16 protein-coding genes are annotated in these 16,452 nt (G+C 59.8%); 12 read left to right on the forward strand and 4 right to left on the reverse strand.

Annotated elements, in window-relative coordinates; genetic code table 11:
* Position 1 precedes the first annotated feature (1 nt).
* The 8 genes from LK12_RS17620 (at position 2) to LK12_RS17655 (ending at position 8,437) form a co-directional block, all read left to right on the forward strand.
* Positions 2-790: a carboxymuconolactone decarboxylase family protein gene (locus LK12_RS17620; protein ID WP_039286702.1), complete on the forward strand. Its 789-nt coding sequence runs from the start codon at positions 2-4 to the stop codon at positions 788-790.
* 21 nt (positions 791-811) lie between these two features.
* Positions 812-1,558 carry an SDR family NAD(P)-dependent oxidoreductase gene (locus LK12_RS17625; RefSeq protein ID WP_231568405.1) on the forward strand — a complete coding sequence of 249 codons (747 nt, stop codon included), beginning with the start codon at positions 812-814 and terminating at the stop codon, positions 1,556-1,558.
* Positions 1,555-2,385, forward strand: a complete 831-nt coding sequence (locus LK12_RS17630; RefSeq protein WP_039286708.1) for an NAD(P)-dependent oxidoreductase — start codon at positions 1,555-1,557, stop codon at positions 2,383-2,385. Before LK12_RS17625 ends, LK12_RS17630 begins: the two co-directional genes overlap by 4 nt.
* A gap of 19 nt (positions 2,386-2,404) precedes the next feature.
* Positions 2,405-3,190 carry an SDR family oxidoreductase gene (locus LK12_RS17635; protein WP_039286711.1) on the forward strand — a complete coding sequence of 262 codons (786 nt, stop codon included), beginning with the start codon at positions 2,405-2,407 and terminating at the stop codon, positions 3,188-3,190.
* Positions 3,191-3,451: 261 nt separating this feature from the next.
* Complete coding sequence (locus LK12_RS17640) at positions 3,452-4,390, forward strand: thiamine pyrophosphate-dependent dehydrogenase E1 component subunit alpha (protein WP_052223574.1); 939 nt, start codon at positions 3,452-3,454, stop codon at positions 4,388-4,390.
* Positions 4,387-5,376, forward strand: coding sequence for an alpha-ketoacid dehydrogenase subunit beta (locus LK12_RS17645; RefSeq protein WP_039286713.1), 990 nt, complete (start codon positions 4,387-4,389; stop codon positions 5,374-5,376). The genes LK12_RS17640 and LK12_RS17645 overlap by 4 nt, the downstream gene beginning before the upstream one ends.
* Before the next feature lie 264 nt (positions 5,377-5,640).
* The gene (locus LK12_RS17650; protein WP_052223550.1) at positions 5,641-7,077 is read left to right on the forward strand and encodes an aromatic ring-hydroxylating oxygenase subunit alpha; all 1,437 of its coding nucleotides are present in this window, start codon (positions 5,641-5,643) and stop codon (positions 7,075-7,077) included.
* Between the two features lie 52 nt (positions 7,078-7,129).
* Positions 7,130-8,437, forward strand: a complete 1,308-nt coding sequence (locus LK12_RS17655) for an amidohydrolase family protein (protein ID WP_231568406.1) — start codon at positions 7,130-7,132, stop codon at positions 8,435-8,437.
* A gap of 126 nt (positions 8,438-8,563) precedes the next feature.
* Here LK12_RS17655 and LK12_RS17660 read toward each other — a convergent pair whose 3' ends face one another.
* Together LK12_RS17660 and LK12_RS17665 are read right to left on the reverse strand one after the other, a co-directional pair.
* Positions 8,564-9,841 carry a cytochrome P450 gene (locus LK12_RS17660; protein ID WP_231568407.1) on the reverse strand — a complete coding sequence of 426 codons (1,278 nt, stop codon included), beginning with the start codon at positions 9,839-9,841 and terminating at the stop codon, positions 8,564-8,566.
* Between the two features lie 24 nt (positions 9,842-9,865).
* Positions 9,866-10,192, reverse strand: a complete 327-nt coding sequence (locus LK12_RS17665) for a 2Fe-2S iron-sulfur cluster-binding protein (protein WP_039286717.1) — start codon at positions 10,190-10,192, stop codon at positions 9,866-9,868.
* A gap of 399 nt (positions 10,193-10,591) precedes the next feature.
* On the opposite strand from LK12_RS17665, the gene LK12_RS17670 reads away from it, so the two are divergent.
* Genes LK12_RS17670 through LK12_RS17680 form a run of 3 tightly spaced genes read left to right on the forward strand, consistent with a single transcriptional unit; the run spans position 10,592 to position 13,447 of the window.
* The gene (locus LK12_RS17670; RefSeq protein ID WP_039286718.1) at positions 10,592-11,347 is read left to right on the forward strand and encodes an SDR family NAD(P)-dependent oxidoreductase; all 756 of its coding nucleotides are present in this window, start codon (positions 10,592-10,594) and stop codon (positions 11,345-11,347) included.
* 59 nt (positions 11,348-11,406) lie between these two features.
* Positions 11,407-12,579 (forward strand): thiolase family protein, encoded by a 1,173-nt coding sequence (locus tag LK12_RS17675; RefSeq protein ID WP_039286719.1) that lies wholly within the window; start codon positions 11,407-11,409, stop codon positions 12,577-12,579.
* A 25-nt stretch (positions 12,580-12,604) separates the two neighbouring features.
* A complete protein-coding gene (locus LK12_RS17680; protein WP_039286722.1) occupies positions 12,605-13,447 on the forward strand; it encodes an amidohydrolase family protein in 843 nt (280 codons plus the stop codon).
* Positions 13,448-13,483: 36 nt separating this feature from the next.
* Here the strand turns inward: LK12_RS17680 and LK12_RS17685 are convergent, their stop codons facing one another.
* Complete coding sequence (locus LK12_RS17685; RefSeq protein WP_039286723.1) at positions 13,484-14,416, reverse strand: AEC family transporter; 933 nt, start codon at positions 14,414-14,416, stop codon at positions 13,484-13,486.
* Between the two features lie 111 nt (positions 14,417-14,527).
* Between LK12_RS17685 and LK12_RS17690 the strand changes: the two genes are divergently transcribed.
* Positions 14,528-15,391: a LysR substrate-binding domain-containing protein gene (locus LK12_RS17690; RefSeq protein WP_231568409.1), complete on the forward strand. Its 864-nt coding sequence runs from the start codon at positions 14,528-14,530 to the stop codon at positions 15,389-15,391.
* A 29-nt stretch (positions 15,392-15,420) separates the two neighbouring features.
* Here the strand turns inward: LK12_RS17690 and LK12_RS17695 are convergent, their stop codons facing one another.
* Positions 15,421-16,377 (reverse strand): zinc-dependent alcohol dehydrogenase family protein, encoded by a 957-nt coding sequence (locus LK12_RS17695; RefSeq protein WP_331454149.1) that lies wholly within the window; start codon positions 16,375-16,377, stop codon positions 15,421-15,423.
* Between the last annotated feature and the right edge of the window lie 75 nt (positions 16,378-16,452).

Consider the following 16,452-nt stretch of genomic DNA (forward strand, 5'->3'; position numbering starts at 1 on the left):
CATGGCACTTCTCGACCCCGTTCAGCGCGCCGAACAGGGCATGACCGTTACAAAGGCAGTACTGGGCTCCGCACCGGACAGCCCGGCCTCATTGCTGGATGAAAGCATCCGCGACTTCGTGTTCGCGCAAGTGTGGAGCCGACCAGCGCTGGACATGCGATCGCGCTATCTAATTGGACTTTCGGGAGAAATAATCGCAGGATCCACTGCCCTGGCGATCGAGGATCTCGCTTTCGGCGCGCTGCGCAGCGAGGCGCTGACTGCCAGCGAACTTCGCGAGGCGGCGCTCCAGCTGGCAATATATGCCGGCTGGCCCAGGGGCAGGGCATTGGATGATGCCGTCTCACGGGCGATGCAGCGACTGAACATGACCGGCGGTCGCGTCCCTCCCTTGCGCGGCGAGCCGTGGGCACTCGATGTCTCGCGCGCTGAAGGGACTGTGGAGTTCCGCGACGTGATGCTGATGGACCCGGCGCCGGCGGTTACGCCCTATTACGAGAAGATACAGGAGTTCGTCTTCGGCGAAATGTGGTGCCGCAGAGGGCTCGACCAGCGGGCCCGCCGCTGGATCACGCTTGTCAGTGTTTGCGATGCAGCAGCCGAACAGCCTCTCAAGACCCACATTCACGCAGCGATGGCCACGGGCAACTGCACCGCTGGGGAAATGCACGAGTTTGCGCTCCAGTACGGCACACATGCCGGTTGGCCCAAGGCATCGCTCGTGCAGGCCGTGGTAATCGACATGGCCAGGAAGGTCGAGGCCGGCCTCGCCTGGAATGCATCAATCTAGGGGGCTGGGATAGCAATGGAGATGGATATGCAAGGCAAGGTGGCCATAGTCACCGGAGCCGGCTCGGGCCTGGGGCGGGCGAGTGCCCTGGCATTGGGACAGCGCGGCGCCGGTCTGTGCCTTGTGGATATCGACGAGGAAGGGCTGGAGGAGACGGCCCGGCGGCTTCCTAAGGAGTGCCATGCGCAACTCCGCCAGGTGAATCTCGCCGATCCCGTCCAATGCGGGCAGGTTGTCGAGGCTGCAGTGGGCGAGTTTGGACGGCTAGATGCGTTGTGCAATGTCGCCGGGATAATCGTAGCCGCGCACGCACACGAAATGCTGCTGGCAGATTGGAACCGTGTCATCGCGGTCAATCTCACCGCGCCGTTTCTGCTGGCCCGTGCCGCCATCCCGCACCTAATCGCAAGCGGCGGAGCTATCGTCAACGTCGCTTCATCAGCCGCATTCGTGGGAGAAGCCTATGCTTCAAGCTACTGCGCCAGCAAGGCGGGGCTGGTCGCCATGACGAAGGCTTTGGCCATGGAATATTCCCACGAGACAATTCGCATCAATACTGTCGCGCCGGGCGGCATGGATACAGGGATGGGTGCTACATTCCTCCCCCCTGAAGGCGCGGACTTTGACTTGATTAAACGCTATTCCGGGCTGCGCGGGCTGGTGCAGGTGGAAGATGTCGCAGCGCAAATCGTGATGCTGGCCAGCCCGGCGGGCCGCAGTTTCCATGGTGCTTGTATCAACATCGATGCCGGGATCACCGCAGGATGAGCGAGCGTATTCAGGATGGCTCCGCAGCAGAGCGTGTTGGCTTCATCGGACTCGGCTTGCAGGGGGCACCAATAGCCCGGCGTATCGCCGCAGAAGGGTTCCCGCTTACGGTCTGGGCAAGGAGGCCGGAAGCGGCAGAGCCTTTCGCAAAAGCGGGGGCCAATGTTGCAGGTTCTATCCAGGAACTGGCCGGGAAGAGTGATCACGTCGGCATTTGCGTGGTGAATGATCGTGACGTGCTGGACGTTTGCGAGCAGCTTCTTCCGTCGATGCGCCGCGGTGCTCGCCTGGCGATCCACTCTACTGTCCTGCCGGAGACTATCGAACGGCTGGGGGAAATCTGCGACGCTCAAGGGATAGCGCTGATCGATGCGCCGGTGAGTGGCGGGCCCGAAGGTGCGGAAAACCGCACGCTTACGATCATGTGCGGGGCAAGCGCTGCCGATTATGAAGCGGCACTCCCGGTATTCAAAACGTTCGCAGGCAAGATGTTGCGCTTGGGGCCTCCCGGGGCAGGCCAGCGGGCGAAGATCGTCAACAACGCGTTGATGGCAGCCCACATGGGGCTGGCTCACGCGGCATTTTCCGCGGCGCGGTCGCTAGAGATTGACACGGCCGCATTGGCCGAACTGGTGGCAGTGAGCAGCGGGCGCAGTTATGGTTTCGATATCTATGCCAGTCTTTCTGATCTGGCCCATTTCTCGGCCGGCGCTGTGCTGCTTCGCAAGGACATCGGCTTGCTCGAAGCCGTGGTGCCGCAAGGCAACGGCGCTGGGCCTCTCGCTGCGGCGGCGCACGGATTTTTGTCGGAATTCAATGTAAAATAACATCAAGAGGTTGGAGAGAATGGACTTTTCAATTGATCAGTTTCGGCTCGATGGCAAGGTCGCTATCGTGACCGGCGGCGGCGGACGAGGCAATTCGATCGGCCGTGCTTACGCGGTAGGTCTTGCCAATGCCGGCGCCTCGGTAGTCGTCGCGGATCTTAATGAGGATGGTGCCAAGGCTATCGCTGCCGAAATCACTGCAGCAGGCGGCAGGGCGATCGGCGTGAAAGTCGATGTCGCCGATCGCGCTTCGACACTCTCCATGGCGCAAGCCGCACAAGCTTCCTTCGGAGGCGTGGACATTCTCGTCAACAATGCCGCGTTGATGGTGGAACTGGGATATGAGCCCGTGGAAAACGTGCCCCTCGATGCCTGGAACAAGATGCTCGACGTCAACCTGACTGGAGCGCTCCTGTGCAGTCAGGCCGTCATCCCGATGATGCGGACAAGGGGAGGCGGCAGGATCGTGAACCAGTCTTCCGGCGGGGCTTTCCCTGCAACATCGATTTACGGTGTCGGCAAGATCGCTCTCGTAGGATTGACCACGGCATTGGCGAAACAATTGGGCAAGGAAGGGATCACCTGCAATGCAATCGCGCCGGGCAGTGTCTCTACCGACGCCGGCAACATGCTGTTGCCCGACGATTCGCCGTTCCTCCAATATCTCGATTCCGTTGTGGCCGGGCGTGCCCGCGGCACCCCGGACGAATTGGTCGGTGCCTTGATGCTCCTGTGCTCATCTGCCGGCGCCTGGATAACGGGACAGACGCTGCACGTTGATGGCGGCTGGGTAATTCGTCCGTGAATGTGGGTGCAGATCGTACCTGCCAGAAAGGATAGGCCGATTGCCCTTGCGGAAAATGCTTCATGAATTTATATTAAATTAAAATTATTCGACTGTCCTTGGGCTGGAGATGCTCGCAGGTCGTTCGCTTGACCCGGGCTGCAGCTGTGTCCTGCGACAGCCTTTAAACAACGGTATTTCCCGGGGAATACCCGCAGATTGAGGAGTGGGAGGGACTTGTCTACCAACACCTATGTGCCTGATGGGCCGACCAAGCTTGAAATGTTCCGCAAGATGGCACTTCTCAAGGCCAACGACGAGCGCAGCCGCAAGGTTATCACCACAGGGCGGCTCATTATGCCTTATTATTCTTACCGCGGGCAGGAGGCGATTCCTGCCGCGATGGGAGTCGTGCTGAAGGATACGGATTATCTCTGCACGATCTACCGGGGCATTCACGACATGCTTGCCAAGGGATTGCCGCTCAAGTCGCTCTGGGCCGAAATTGCTGGCCGGGTTGAGGGGACCTGCAAGGGTAAGGGTGGGCCTATGCACCTGACCGATGTCGAGCACGGCGTCATGGTTACCACGGGTATCGTCGGTGCCTCAATGCCAATTGCAAATGGTCTTGCCTGGGCGTCGCAGCTTCGCGGCGAAGACCGCGTCGCCGTGGCCACATTCGGCGATGCTGCGTCCAACATCGGTGCTTTCCATGAGGCGTTGAACTTGGCGTCAGTCTGGAAGCTTCCGACAATCTTCGTGTGCCAGAACAATCTTTGGGGTGAACATACGGCCTACGAAAAATCAACGAGCGCCAAACGCATCGCGGATCGCGCCGCAGCTTATTGCATGCCGGGCATTTGTGTTGATGGGAACGATCCAGTCGAACTTTATGGGGCTTTCTGTGAAGCCGTTGCCCGTGCACGCGCAGGAGAGGGGCCGACATTGATCGAGGCCGTTACCTTCCGTTTTCAGGGGCATGTTTTCGGTGATGCCAGCGGCTACATTCCGAAGGAGGAGATGGAAGCAGCCAAGGCCAGGGATCCCTATCCCTTGTTCCGGGCGCGCCTGATTGCCGAGGCGATTGCGACCGAAGAGGAACTTTCCGCGATCGAGGCCGCGCATGAAGCGTCGCTGGATGAAGCAGTGGAATTTGCTCTCGCCTCTCCTTTTCCCGCCGCTGAAGAGGCGTGCACTGACGTTTACGGAGAAGTCGCATGAGTGCGCAGATCACGGTGTTGCAGGCCTACAACCAGGCCCTATCGGATGCCATGAGCGATGATGATCAGGTGCTGGTGCTCGGCGAGGATATCGCCGACCCCGAGGAAGGTGGCGTGGTTGGCCTGACAAAGGGGTTGTCCACCAAGTTTGGCGAGCTCCGGGTGCGCACCACGCCGATTTCGGAGGAAGCGATCATCGGTGCTGCGGTGGGCGCGAGTCTCGTCGGCTTCCGGCCGGTTGCCGAGATCATGCTGATGAATTTCACCACCGTGGCAATGGACATGATCGTCAACCACGCCGCCAAATTGCGCTACATGTCTGGCGGGCAGACGCATTGTCCGTTGGTAATCCGGACGATGACCGGGGCGGGGATGTCCACCGGTGGGCAACATTCCGACTATTACGAGGCATGGTTCGCGCACACTCCGGGCATGAAGGTGGTCTGCCCCAGCACCACCGAGGATGCCTACGGGCTTCTGCGCAGTGCTATCGATGATCCGGATCCGGTCATGGTCGTCGAGAACATGCCTATCTACTGGACCAAGGGGCCAAAGCCGGAAGCCGGTCACCGGGTTCCGCTCGGCAAAGCGAATATCCTCTCGCCGGGCACTGATATCACCATTGTCTCCTATTCGCGCACAGTTCTGGAAGCTCTCGGCGCGCTTCAGGCCATTAGTGGCGCTGGGGTGAGCGCGGAGATCATCGATCTGCGGACAGTACAGCCGTGGGATCAGGAGGCCGTGCTTGCTTCCGTCGAAAAGACCGGGCGCCTGCTCATCGCGCACGAGGCTGTCGTTCCCTTCGGCTGCGGTGCGGAAATTGCGGCCGTGGTGCAGGATCAGTTGTTCGGTAAACTCAAGGCGCCGGTGAAGCGCCTGGGGGCATCGTTCAATCCGGTACCTTTCTCAAAGCCGCTGGAAACAGCTCACATGACAGATGCTGCGAAGATTGCCGCTGCGGCGATAGCCCTCGTCAAGGGTGAGTGATCTTGCCCGACGAGGCTGGAATTTCCGCGCGGCGCTGACGCCGCCGGATTTGCATTGATCTCCACCGGGATGCATGCCGGGCGGCTGCTTTTGGGCAGCCGCCCATTTTTTTTCGGTAGAGTTTCACCGATTGCTGCGAGCATTGAAGATTCTCAAATTTGAAATTTGATTAAAATCATATCTGACGATCAGGCCGATGCCGCACTGTGCTGCCCGTTGGTTCCCATCGCAAGGGGAATCCCGAGGCAGGGAAAGGATTGCGACATGGCAACATATGCAGACATCGAAGTAAGGCCGGGCAAGCGGCTCGAAACTGAAAGGTGGGACGGCCCGACGTATCAGGACGTCCTCGATACCGATGACCGATTCCAGCATACCTCGTCTATTGTGCGTGAACATCGCGTGGTGGATCTGGGCACAGAGCCGGTCAGCGCAAAGCGCTATACCGACCCTGCCTTCTTCGCGAAGGAAGTGGAGCACGTCTTCCTCAAGACTTGGCAATATGCCTGTCGCGAGGAGGAAATCCCGGAAACCGGCGATACCTATCTGTTTGACTTGGTGCAGCGCCCCTTGCTGGTTGTGCGTCAGCGTGACGGATCGGTGCGGGCGTTCGAGAATATCTGCCTCCACCGCGGCCGCAAGCTCGTCGATCATGGCGGCTGCAGGACGAACTTCTGGTGCCCTTATCACGGTTTCACCTGGAACATTGACGGCAGCTTCGAGCCGGGGCCGGTCGCCTGGGACTTTCCGTCGATCGAACCTGAAAAGTTCGGTCTAAAGGAAGTCCAGGTCGCTCGATGGGGCGGCTTCGTGTTCGTGAACTACGATCCGCATTGCGCCCCGTTCGAGGACGTCGCCGCCCCGCTTCCGCGCCACATGGATTATTGGATGATCGACGACGTCTACAAGGCGGCGCATGTCGGCAAGGTGCTGAATGCGAACTGGAAGGTGGTACAGGAAGCGTTCCTGGAAAATCATCACGTTGGAGTGACGCACCCGCAGGTCTCGCCCTATACGCCCGATGCCAACGCGCAGTATGACATTTTGTCGGACCATGTTACCCGCGCCGTTTCCTACCACGGTATTCCCGGCCTGCTTTATGATGGCCCGCCACTTTCTCCGGCAGAGATCCTAGATCTGGCGATGAAGAACGGCAACAAGGCCGGCAAGCCAGCAGGGCTGGAGTTCGGGCCGGAAATGACCGAACGCCACTTCCTCGCGATGACTGGCCGCAAGAACTTGTCCGAGCGGACCGGCCGGGACCTGAGTAACCGCTGCGATGCCGATTTCACCGACGGCTTCTCGCATGATCTGTTTCCCAACTTCCATATTTGGGGCAGTCTTGCCACCAAGATCTCCTATCGGTTCCGTCCGGTCGGGCTCGATCACGAGAAGTGCCTGATGGAAGTCTTCTTGTACAAGCTGGCCCCACTGAACGAGGCACCTCCGCCACCCGCAGAATTGCGGATGCTGGAACCGGACGAGCCATGGTCGGTGGCAACCGACGTGCTCGGGTATTTATCCGGTGTCTACGATCAGGACGAGTCCAATATCCCGTTCGTGCAGGAGGGCTTGCGTGCGCTTGGTGAGGGACCGGTCCACTTCGGACGCTATTCCGAAATCCGCTGCCGCAACCTGCACCGGATGATCGATCGCTACATCGCACAGGGCGAGGTGCCAGCCAGCGTGGCCGCCGGTTGAAATTTGACCTCAGGATTTCTGCTCTTTGATTGGGAAGGATTGAACTATGCAAATGAACGACATGGTGCTCATCAGCGTTGACGATCACATCATCGAGCCGCCGGACATGTTTGAAACGCAGCTGAAGGGCGATGTCCTTGCTAGCGCGCCGCAACACAAGGAAACGCCGGACGGCACTAACTACTGGGAATACCAGGGGATGATTATTCCCTATGTCGGAATCGGCGCTGTAACGGGAAGGCCGCCCGAGGAATACGGGATGGAGCCCACCAACCTCGCGCAGCATCGCCGCGGGCATTGGGACGTCCATGCGCGCATTGCCGATATGGATGTGAACGGTATCGCCGCTTCGCTGAACTATCCACAGATGGCGGGTTTCGATGGCGGACTGTTCCAGAAGGCCAAGGACAAGGATGCGGCCCTCATCCACCTTCGTGCCTATAACGACTGGCATCTGGATGTGTGGTGCGGGGCCTATCCTGGACGCATGATCCCCAACGCCCTGCTGCCGACCTGGAACATGGAAGAGACCGTGGCAGAGATAAAGCGGCAGGCCGCCAAGGGTGTCACGTCTGTCAGCCTCAATGATAATCCCACCAAGGCCGGTTTGCCTAGTATTCACAACGAGTACTGGAATCCCATGTTCAAGGCTCTGGCCGATCATGACATGGTGATCAACCTGCACATTGGTGCGGGCAATCCGGCGCCGCATGCGTCGGACGAGACGCCGATCGAGGCGTGGATCACGACCATGCCGATGTCAGTGAATGTGGGCATGGCCGACTGGCTCTATCTCAAGGCCCTGCGGGACTATCCGACGCTCAAGATCTGCGTCTCGGAAGGCGGGCTGGGTTGGGTGCCCTACCTCATGGAACGTGCCGATTATGCAAACTGGCGGCACAAGGCCTGGACGCACATCGATTTCGGTAACGACAAGCCGAGCGACATCTTCAAGCGTCACTTCATGATCTGCTTCGTGGACGACATCTTCGGCCTGAAGCATCTCGAGGATCTGAACGAGGACATGGTCGCCTATGAATGCGACTATCCGCATTCCGATTGTCTGTGGCCTGAAGTGCCGGAATACCTGTGGCGTTCGGTCAAGCACCTCACCGACGTGCAGATTGACAAGATTACCCACGGTAACGTCATGAGGCATTACAACTTCGACCTGTTCTCGCACTTCAAGCGCGAGGAGATCACTGTTGGTGCGCTGCGCGAGAAGGCGCGTCTGGCGGGGGTCGATACCACCCCGGTATCCTACGGCGGAGTCAAGCCGACAGAGAACCCGCGGGTTGTCACTTCCGGCGATATTGCCCGGATGGTCATGTCGCAACAAAAGGCCGAGGAACCGGCCTGAAGCAAATGACCGGGAGCAGCCAGAACTGCTCCCGGGTTTCCACAACGAAACAGGGGCCGTCCACCAGGACGGCCCCTGTTTCGTTGTGCAGGCCGATGGTATTTCCCGGCTAGCCCGTTGCCTAATTTACCAGACCAATGGGACCTTGTCCGGCCCAATGACACCGCCCGCCTTGTATTCTATCTTCTCGCCGGGCTTGATCGAAAATTTCGGGATACGGCGGAGCCATTCCTGAAGCGCGGTTTTGACTTCCATGCGGGCAAGATGGCCGCCCATGCAGCTGTGCACCCCGACTGTGAACGCCAGCGTGGTCTTGCGCGGACGATCGAAATCGACTGTCAGGGGATCGGGAAACACGTCCGGATCGAAGTTGGCCACCGGTAGCAGCGTGTTCACCCGATCGCCCGCCTTGATCTGAACGCCGCCGATTTCGATGTCCTTCATCACGAAGCGCGTGGAGGCCTGGACGACGGAGAAGCGGCGAAGCAGCTCTTCGATGATCTTGTCGATGTCCGTGTCGGGACGGTCGATGATTTCCTGCACGCGGTCGGGGTTCTGGGCAAGCCATGCCCAGATATTGTTGAGCGTGGCGTAGACAGTGTCCAGTCCCCCCAGAAACAGGAAGCAGACGAAGCCGAACGCTTCCTTGTCGGATATTTTGCGGCCATCGATTTCGGCGTGGGCGATCAGGCTGATCACGCCATCATCCGGATTCCGCTTCTTTTCCTCGATGGCACCAGTGAGGTATTCCACTGCCTTGGCAAGGGCAGCGCCTGAGACTTCAGGCGAACCGCCGTGGATCATCTCATCGCCCCAAGAAGCGAAAGTGAAGAGCATGTCCTGAGGCAGGCCCATGATGTCGAGGAAGATCGAGACGGGCAATGTCCGGCCGAATGCGAGAGTAAACTCGCATTCGCCATCGTCGATGAACTGGTCGATCAATTCGTTGACGCGGCCACGGATCTTGCCTTCCAGCTTCTTGATACCGGCCGGCGAAAACAGTGGATCGACGATGTTGCGGTACTTGCGGTGATGAGGAGGATCGATCTCCTGGGGGATGAAAAAGAAATAGTTCTCCTTGTCCCGGGGGAACGGCACAGCCTCCAGGTTGCGGAACGTGTCCGCATTGCGCAGCACGTGCAGGCAGTCGGCATGTTTGAGAAGACCCCAGCTGCTGCGCACAGGATCCAAACCGTAATAGACCGGCGGATAGTTGTTATGCATATCCGCCATGAATTGATAGGGGGCGGCCAGAAACTCCTGCGTGTTCAAAGGCCATTGGGTCACGACAAGTTCTGGCGGAACATGGGAGGGAAGGCCAGCGCTTGCGGGCTGGTTCGGCAGGTTGGGCGGAACCGGATTGGCCGGATCCTGCACATAGTCCTTAAAGGTTTGGTCGCTCACGATTTTATACTCCCGCCGGACCGGTCAGTATTGGGTTTCGGGCATGTGCACGACAAGACCGTCGAGCTGGGAGGTGACCTCGATCTGGCAGCTCAGGCGGCTCTCGGCCTTGACAGGTGCCGCGGCGCCTTCGAGCAGTTCTGTTTCGGCCTCGTTCTCGGGCGCGCCGACCTTCTCCCACCATGCCGGGGCGATGTAGACGTGGCAGGTGGCGCAGGAACAGGCTCCGCCGCATTCGCCTTCGATACCCGGAATGCCGTTGTAGAGCGCGCCGCGCATGACGTTTTCGCCTTCGGCAACATCGACAGTGTGCTCGGTTCCATTTGATTCAATGTAGGTTACTTTCGGCATCGCTCTCTCGTCGTTTGGGCACGGCCCTGAATTTTCTCAACTCCGCCACGACCACTGGAAAATCAGCAGGCCGGGCGGCATTCGCGGACATCGGGCGTCAAGATTGTTGCGCAGTGGTATTGCGGCAAGCCTTGACCAATATCAATGTTCTCCATGTCCGTCCGCAATCCGGGAACGCTTGGCCGGTCATGCACTGGCCCGGGGTTCGTTTCGCAGTGCCATCTTCATCGGTGATGGTGGGTTAGATTATTTTGAAATGAAATTCAACATTTCTCGAGGTGCGCAAAGGGGGAAAATTTTAATTGGCATTAGAAGATTCGGGCTCTAGTCCTTGCCTCATGTTTGTGCGGCCGGATTGGTGCCGCGCGGTGTGCAAGAGCCAGTGAAAGCGGGATAGTGATGGGAAAGGTCGTCGTAGTTACCGGAGCCGGGCAGGGGCTTGGCCGGGCGTTATCGCAGGCATTTGCCGAACGCGGGGACAGTGTCGTGATGCTCGGCCGCACCCTGTCGAAGGTGCAGGAAGCGGCAGGCCAGATCGATGGCGCCGCAATGGCGGTGCAATGCGATGTGTCGTCTCCGGAATCCGTTACTGCCGCATTCGCCGAGATCGCCAAGAGCCATGGCGGCATCGATGTTCTGATCAATAATGCGGCAACCTATGAACCTTGCACGGTGGCAGAAGCCACTGACAGCCAGATCTACTCCATGATCAATACCAATCTGATCGGGCCGATCCTGTGCTGCCGGTCGGCCATTCCGATGCTGAACGAAGGGGCCAGCATCATCAATGTAAGCAGTGAATCGGTCGAAATGCCGTTTGCGATGCTTTCGCTCTATCAGACGTCAAAAGCCGGACTGGAGCGGTTTTCCAAGTCTCTTGCCGATGAACTCGAGGAAATGGGTGTGCGCGTGACGACTGTCCGGGCGGGGTCGATGACGGAAGAAGGAAAGGCTCCGCCAAACTGGCAGCCCGAAACCGCAATGCGGTTCGTGGAAGCATGCCAGAAGCGCGGCCTAGCGGATGTCATGGGCTTCGCCAGCGAACTTTCATCGGTCGTTGGCACGTTCACGGCTCTGGCCGACTTGCCTTCGGATCTTACGGTCAAGGCGATTTCGATCGGTGCAAGGCGCCCGCTTTCCGGCAACCCTGGCTGATCCGGGATTGAACGCAATTGCAGGCTGGCAGGCTTGCGGATGAATACGAGGAAGCTGCTATGACGAATGTTGTCATCGTCGGAACCGCGAGGACCGCGATCGGAACCGCCCGCAAGGGCTCGCTTTTCAATACGCCGCCTGAGCGGCTGGCGGCGACGGTCCTGCGGGCCGCGATTGAACGTTCGGGCGTCGGGTTCGATCAGATCGACGACGTGGTCATGGCCGAGTCGCTATCCGGAGGGGGGGCTATTGCGCGCTACGCTGCCGTCGAGGCCGGCTTGCTTAATTCCGGGGGAATGGCTGTAAATCGCCATTGCGCGGGAAGCTTGACGGCGGCTGGCGTTGCCGCTGGCGCAATCATTTCCGGAATGGAGCGGTTCGTGGTCGCGGGCGGCGTCAATTCATCCTCGATGATGCCGCATATGCAGCAGCGCAATCCCTACACCGGTGAAACCGAAGACTGGTGGATGCCGCCAACGCATCCTGACAGTCCGGAGGCGCCGAACCGGGACATGTCGATCACGGTAGGCTGGAATGCAGCGAGTACTCTCGGGCTGACTCGAGAGGAAATGGACGCGTGGGCATTGCGTTCCCATCAGCGGGCAATTGCAGCGATCGACCAGGGGCACTTCAAGGAACAGATCGTGCCGGTCATGGCGATCGACGCTCAGGGAAATGAGTTCGTTTTCGAAGTGGATGAACACCCCAGGCGCGACTCGACACTGGAGAAGCTGGCCAGCCTGAAGCCGCTGCATCCGGAAATCGAGGGTTTCAGCATCACGGCTGGCAATGCCAGCGGCACCAATGATGCGGCGGTCGCCATGGTCATGACCCGGGAGGACATCGCCCGAGAGGAGGGGCTTGATGTCCTGGCGAAGATCCTCGGCTGGACCTCGATCGGCATCGACCCGAAGGACACGGGCCTGTCCGTCCCCAAGGTGGTGGAAAAGATCCTCGCACGCACCAGCCGGAGGCGGGAGGACATCGCGCTTTGGGAAATCAACGAAGCGTTTGCGGCAGTCCCGGTAGCCGCCTGCCGAGTCATGGATATTGACGAGGATACGGTAAACATTTCGGGCAGTGGATGTTCGCTTGGACATCCGATCGGCGCATCCGGCGGCCGCATGATCCAGACGCTTGCCTATGACCTGAAACGTCGCGGCGGTGGTCTTGGAATCGCAACCATGTGTGCGGGCGGAGGTCAGGCCGGGGCCGTGCTGATCGAAGTCTGATGACAGGGTAAGGTGAAGCGTGCTCATGGACATCGTCGACGCCCAGATCCACCTGCACCATACGCTTGACGAAGCCACGGCTTTGGCGGTGATGGATGCCTTGACGATCCGCTCCGCACTGGTTGATGAATGCTGGGACTTCGGTGAAGGTCGGCCTGCGCATGCCGCACGGCCCTATTACCAGTTGCCGACCGGCGAATATCGTCCGGTCGGGCCTGGTGCACAGATCGCCGCGATGCGAAATCCGGACCGCTTCAGCTATCTGCTGCGAATGAACCCGCTCGATCCCGATCTGGAAAACTGGATGTCGCAGGCCGCGGCCACGCCCGGTTTCCGGGCCGTGCGCTACCTGCTGGGAGGCCCCGCGGACGAGCAGGCGGTTCTGGACGGAGGGCGCCGGGCATTTTTCGCTGCCGCCACGGCGAACGGTCTGCCTGCTTTCGTCGCCTCGCACGCCAAGGCTCCTTTCTTCGAGCGGTACCTGCGTGAATTTCCGTCGCTGCCAATCGTCTTCGACCACTGCGGTTTTGCCGTTGATGATGACGCATTCGATGCGTTGTTGCGGCTCGCCCAGTATCCCAACGCCTATCTCAAATGGAGTCACGCCCCCTGTCTATTTGGTGGCGGGGCATTCCCTTATCCCGAAGTCCGCCCGTATCTCGACCGTGCCATGTCTGCTTTTGGCAGGGAGCGGATCATGTGGGCCAGTGACTTCACGGCAGAACCGATGATCCAGCGAATGCGAGGCGGGCCTGTTGTGAGCTGGTCCGAGGCGCTATATTACATGCGGTGCAATCCGGACCTGTCGGAAACCGATCTGGAATGGGTGCTGGGCAAGACGGTGCGGACAGTTCTCGGCTGGCTCTGACCTGCCTGCGCCGGAGCCTTGGCGTGCGGCGTTCGGTCAGATGACGCCCAGATAGAGCGTGATTGTCGCCAGCGAGATGATCGTCGATGTCAAGATGACCTTTGACGTCGTTGCCGCTTCCCGGCGGTAGAATTCCGCCACCATGAATGGCCCGGTGCCGGTGGGCAAGGCAGCCATCAGCACGGCCACATGCAGCGGGTCCTTGGGCAGCCTGAATATCCATGCGCCGATCGCCCAGGTCATCGCGGGATGAACGATCAGTTTCATGATGGTCAAAAGAGCCACCGCTTCATGGCCGTTTGCGGCACTTTCGCGCTTTTCGGCCATGAACAGTCCAAGCGTAACCAGTGCACAGGGCGATGCGGAGCTGCCCAAAAGGGCAAGAAACTTCTCTGCTGGCACGGGCAGGCCCGTCCCCATGGCCATAACGGCTGCCCCCGCTGCCGGTGCCGCGATAAGCGGATTGCGTATTATCGATCCTGTGATCTTCCTGACCATGTGCCGGGGGTGCTGTTCCGACTGCAGGCCAACCTCGATCAGGATCATCGCAAGGCCGAAAACGATGCATGCCGTGATGATCGTTGCGATCAGCGTGGGCGTCAGCGCCTGGTGGCCGAATGCTGCGACAGCCAGCGGGAACCCCATGAAGCCGGTATTCGCGTAGGCTGAATTGAGGCCGTCGATCGCAGCATCCGCCAAGTGCAGGGGGCGCCGCAGGCGAATGGCCACTGTCACGCCGAATAGCGCCAGAGTGCCGAGACCGAATGTTCCCATGAAGGCTGGTCGCCAGATTTCAGTCCATTGCGCCTTGGCGATAATGTCGAAGAGGAGTGCCGGCAGCGCGAGGTAGACGACGAACCTGTTGAGTTCGCTCACCGCTTGGGAGCTGAATATCCCCATTCTTCGCACCGACCAGCCCGTGAATATCAGCGCAAAGATCGGGGTGACGGTCGAAAGAACGGATAACATGGGTTGCCTGGCTCAGTTCGCCAGTCGGGTTAGCTGCAGCAATCCATGCAATCCAATGCTTTTCCTGGGCTTGATTGATGCTATTTGCGTATCATGATTGATGTTCGCCAGTTGCGCTATTTCGTGGCGGTGGCCGAAACACTGCACTTCGGACGCGCGGCCGGCCAGCTGCACATCAGCCAGCCGCCGCTCAGCCGGCAAATCGCAGCGCTCGAGAAAGGCCTGGGGGTCAAACTGCTGGAGCGCCACTCGCGCAAGGCCAGCCTGACGCTTGCCGGCGAACGTTTCCTGGCCGACGCCAAGGCGGTGCTCGCATCGCTGGATCAGGCTTGCCGGAATGCCCGCCAGGTACACGACGGCGAGCTTGGCGAATTGACAGTGGGTTTCATGATGCATGCTGCTCGCAGCAGCGTGCCTCCGCTTGTGAAGCGATTTCTGACGGCAAGGCCTGGCGTTCAGCTGCAGCTGAAAGAGACTATACCTTCGTCCATCGGCGAGCAGGTGCTTTCCGGTGCTCTCGATGCGGGGATTACCTTCGCCCAGCCGCGCATGGGGACGCTGAAATCCCGGCGGATTTATCGTGAGCCGCTGATCCTTGCGCTCTACGAAGGTCATCGCCTTGCAGCCGCGCCGATCGTCTCTGCCGCGAAACTCGCGAATGAACCTCTGATAGCTACGCCGGCAGATATCGCACCGTCGCTGCGCGGTGCAATTGATGCGTATTTTGGCTTGGCAGGATTGCGGCCGCATATCCGGCTCGAAACCCAGTTGCAGCAGACTATCGTGAGCCTCGTTGCGCAGGAAATCGGCGTTGCGCTGGTGCCGGAATCGCTAGGTGGTCAATTGCCTGCCGGGGTGGTGCTTCGCCAGCTGCACGAGCCGCCTGAAGTCGAGCATGTGATCGTCTGGCATCCAGGCAATCTCAATCCATCCCTGCCGCCGCTCCTGGACATCGCTGCAGGTTTTACGCGCTGATGCCGTGACAAATCCCGGCTAGGCTCTTGCTAGATGTCTATTACGATCTTACCAAAATGCGCGCCGGATTCCTGGCGGCGAAACCCGTCTGCCAGAGCAGACAAGGGAAAGCGGCTGTCAATGACTGGTCGTATTCCGGTTGTTTCCAGAGCCGCTACGAACTCGCTTTGTTGGGCTGGAGAGCCGACCAACAGGCCGATCAACCGAATTTGCCGTGCCAGGATGGTGGCGGTGGGAATCTGGCCGGAATAGCCCGCGAGGCTTCCGATCACAGCGATATGGCCGTTCATGGCACAGGCCTGGATCGATTGGGCGAGAGTGCCGCCGCCGCCGATTTCCACCACATGATCGACCCCGCGCCCGCCGGTTAGGGCACGTGCCTGCACGCCCCAGTCCGGCATATCGCGGTAATTGATGACCTGGTCTGCGCCCAGGGTTAGCAGGCGTTCGATCTTCGCGGCGGACGAGGATGTTGCGATGACCCTGCAGCCAAGCGCCTTGGCGATCTGCAACGCGTATATCGAAACGCCGCCGGTTCCCTGAACCAGCACCGTCTGGCCAGCGCGAAGTTGCCCGTCGGCGACCAGTGCGCGCCAAGCGGTCAATCCGGCACAGGGAACCGTTGCTGCTTCCGCATACGACCAGCCTTGCGGGGCGCGGGTGAAGTTCGCGGCGGGCGCGGTCACCATCTCGCATGCGAAACCATCCAAGCCGTCGCCGGGCACGTTCTTGAAGATGGTTGTGAAATCTCCGCTCATGGGCGGTTTGGGGAAAAACGTGGAGATCACGGTGTCGCCAACGCTGAATTCCTCCACGTCTGCTCCGATTGCGACGACTTCGCCCGCCCCGTCCGACAGGGGGATCAGGCCAGCCCGGCGCGGAGCCAGGCCTGCGGCCACGCTGTAGTCGTGAAAATTCAGTGAGCTTGCGTGCAAGCGCACCTGGATTTCATCCGCAGCGGGGGCAGGCGGTTCCGCGACGTCCACGAATGCAAGTGTATCGAGCGACGCAGGCGCGCCGATGCGGATTGCCTTCATAGTCTTGCTCCTATGCCCTCAACC

The sequence above is a fragment of the Novosphingobium malaysiense genome, assembly GCF_000802225.1.
In the GTDB taxonomy this organism is placed as follows: Bacteria; Pseudomonadota; Alphaproteobacteria; order Sphingomonadales; family Sphingomonadaceae; genus Novosphingobium; species Novosphingobium malaysiense.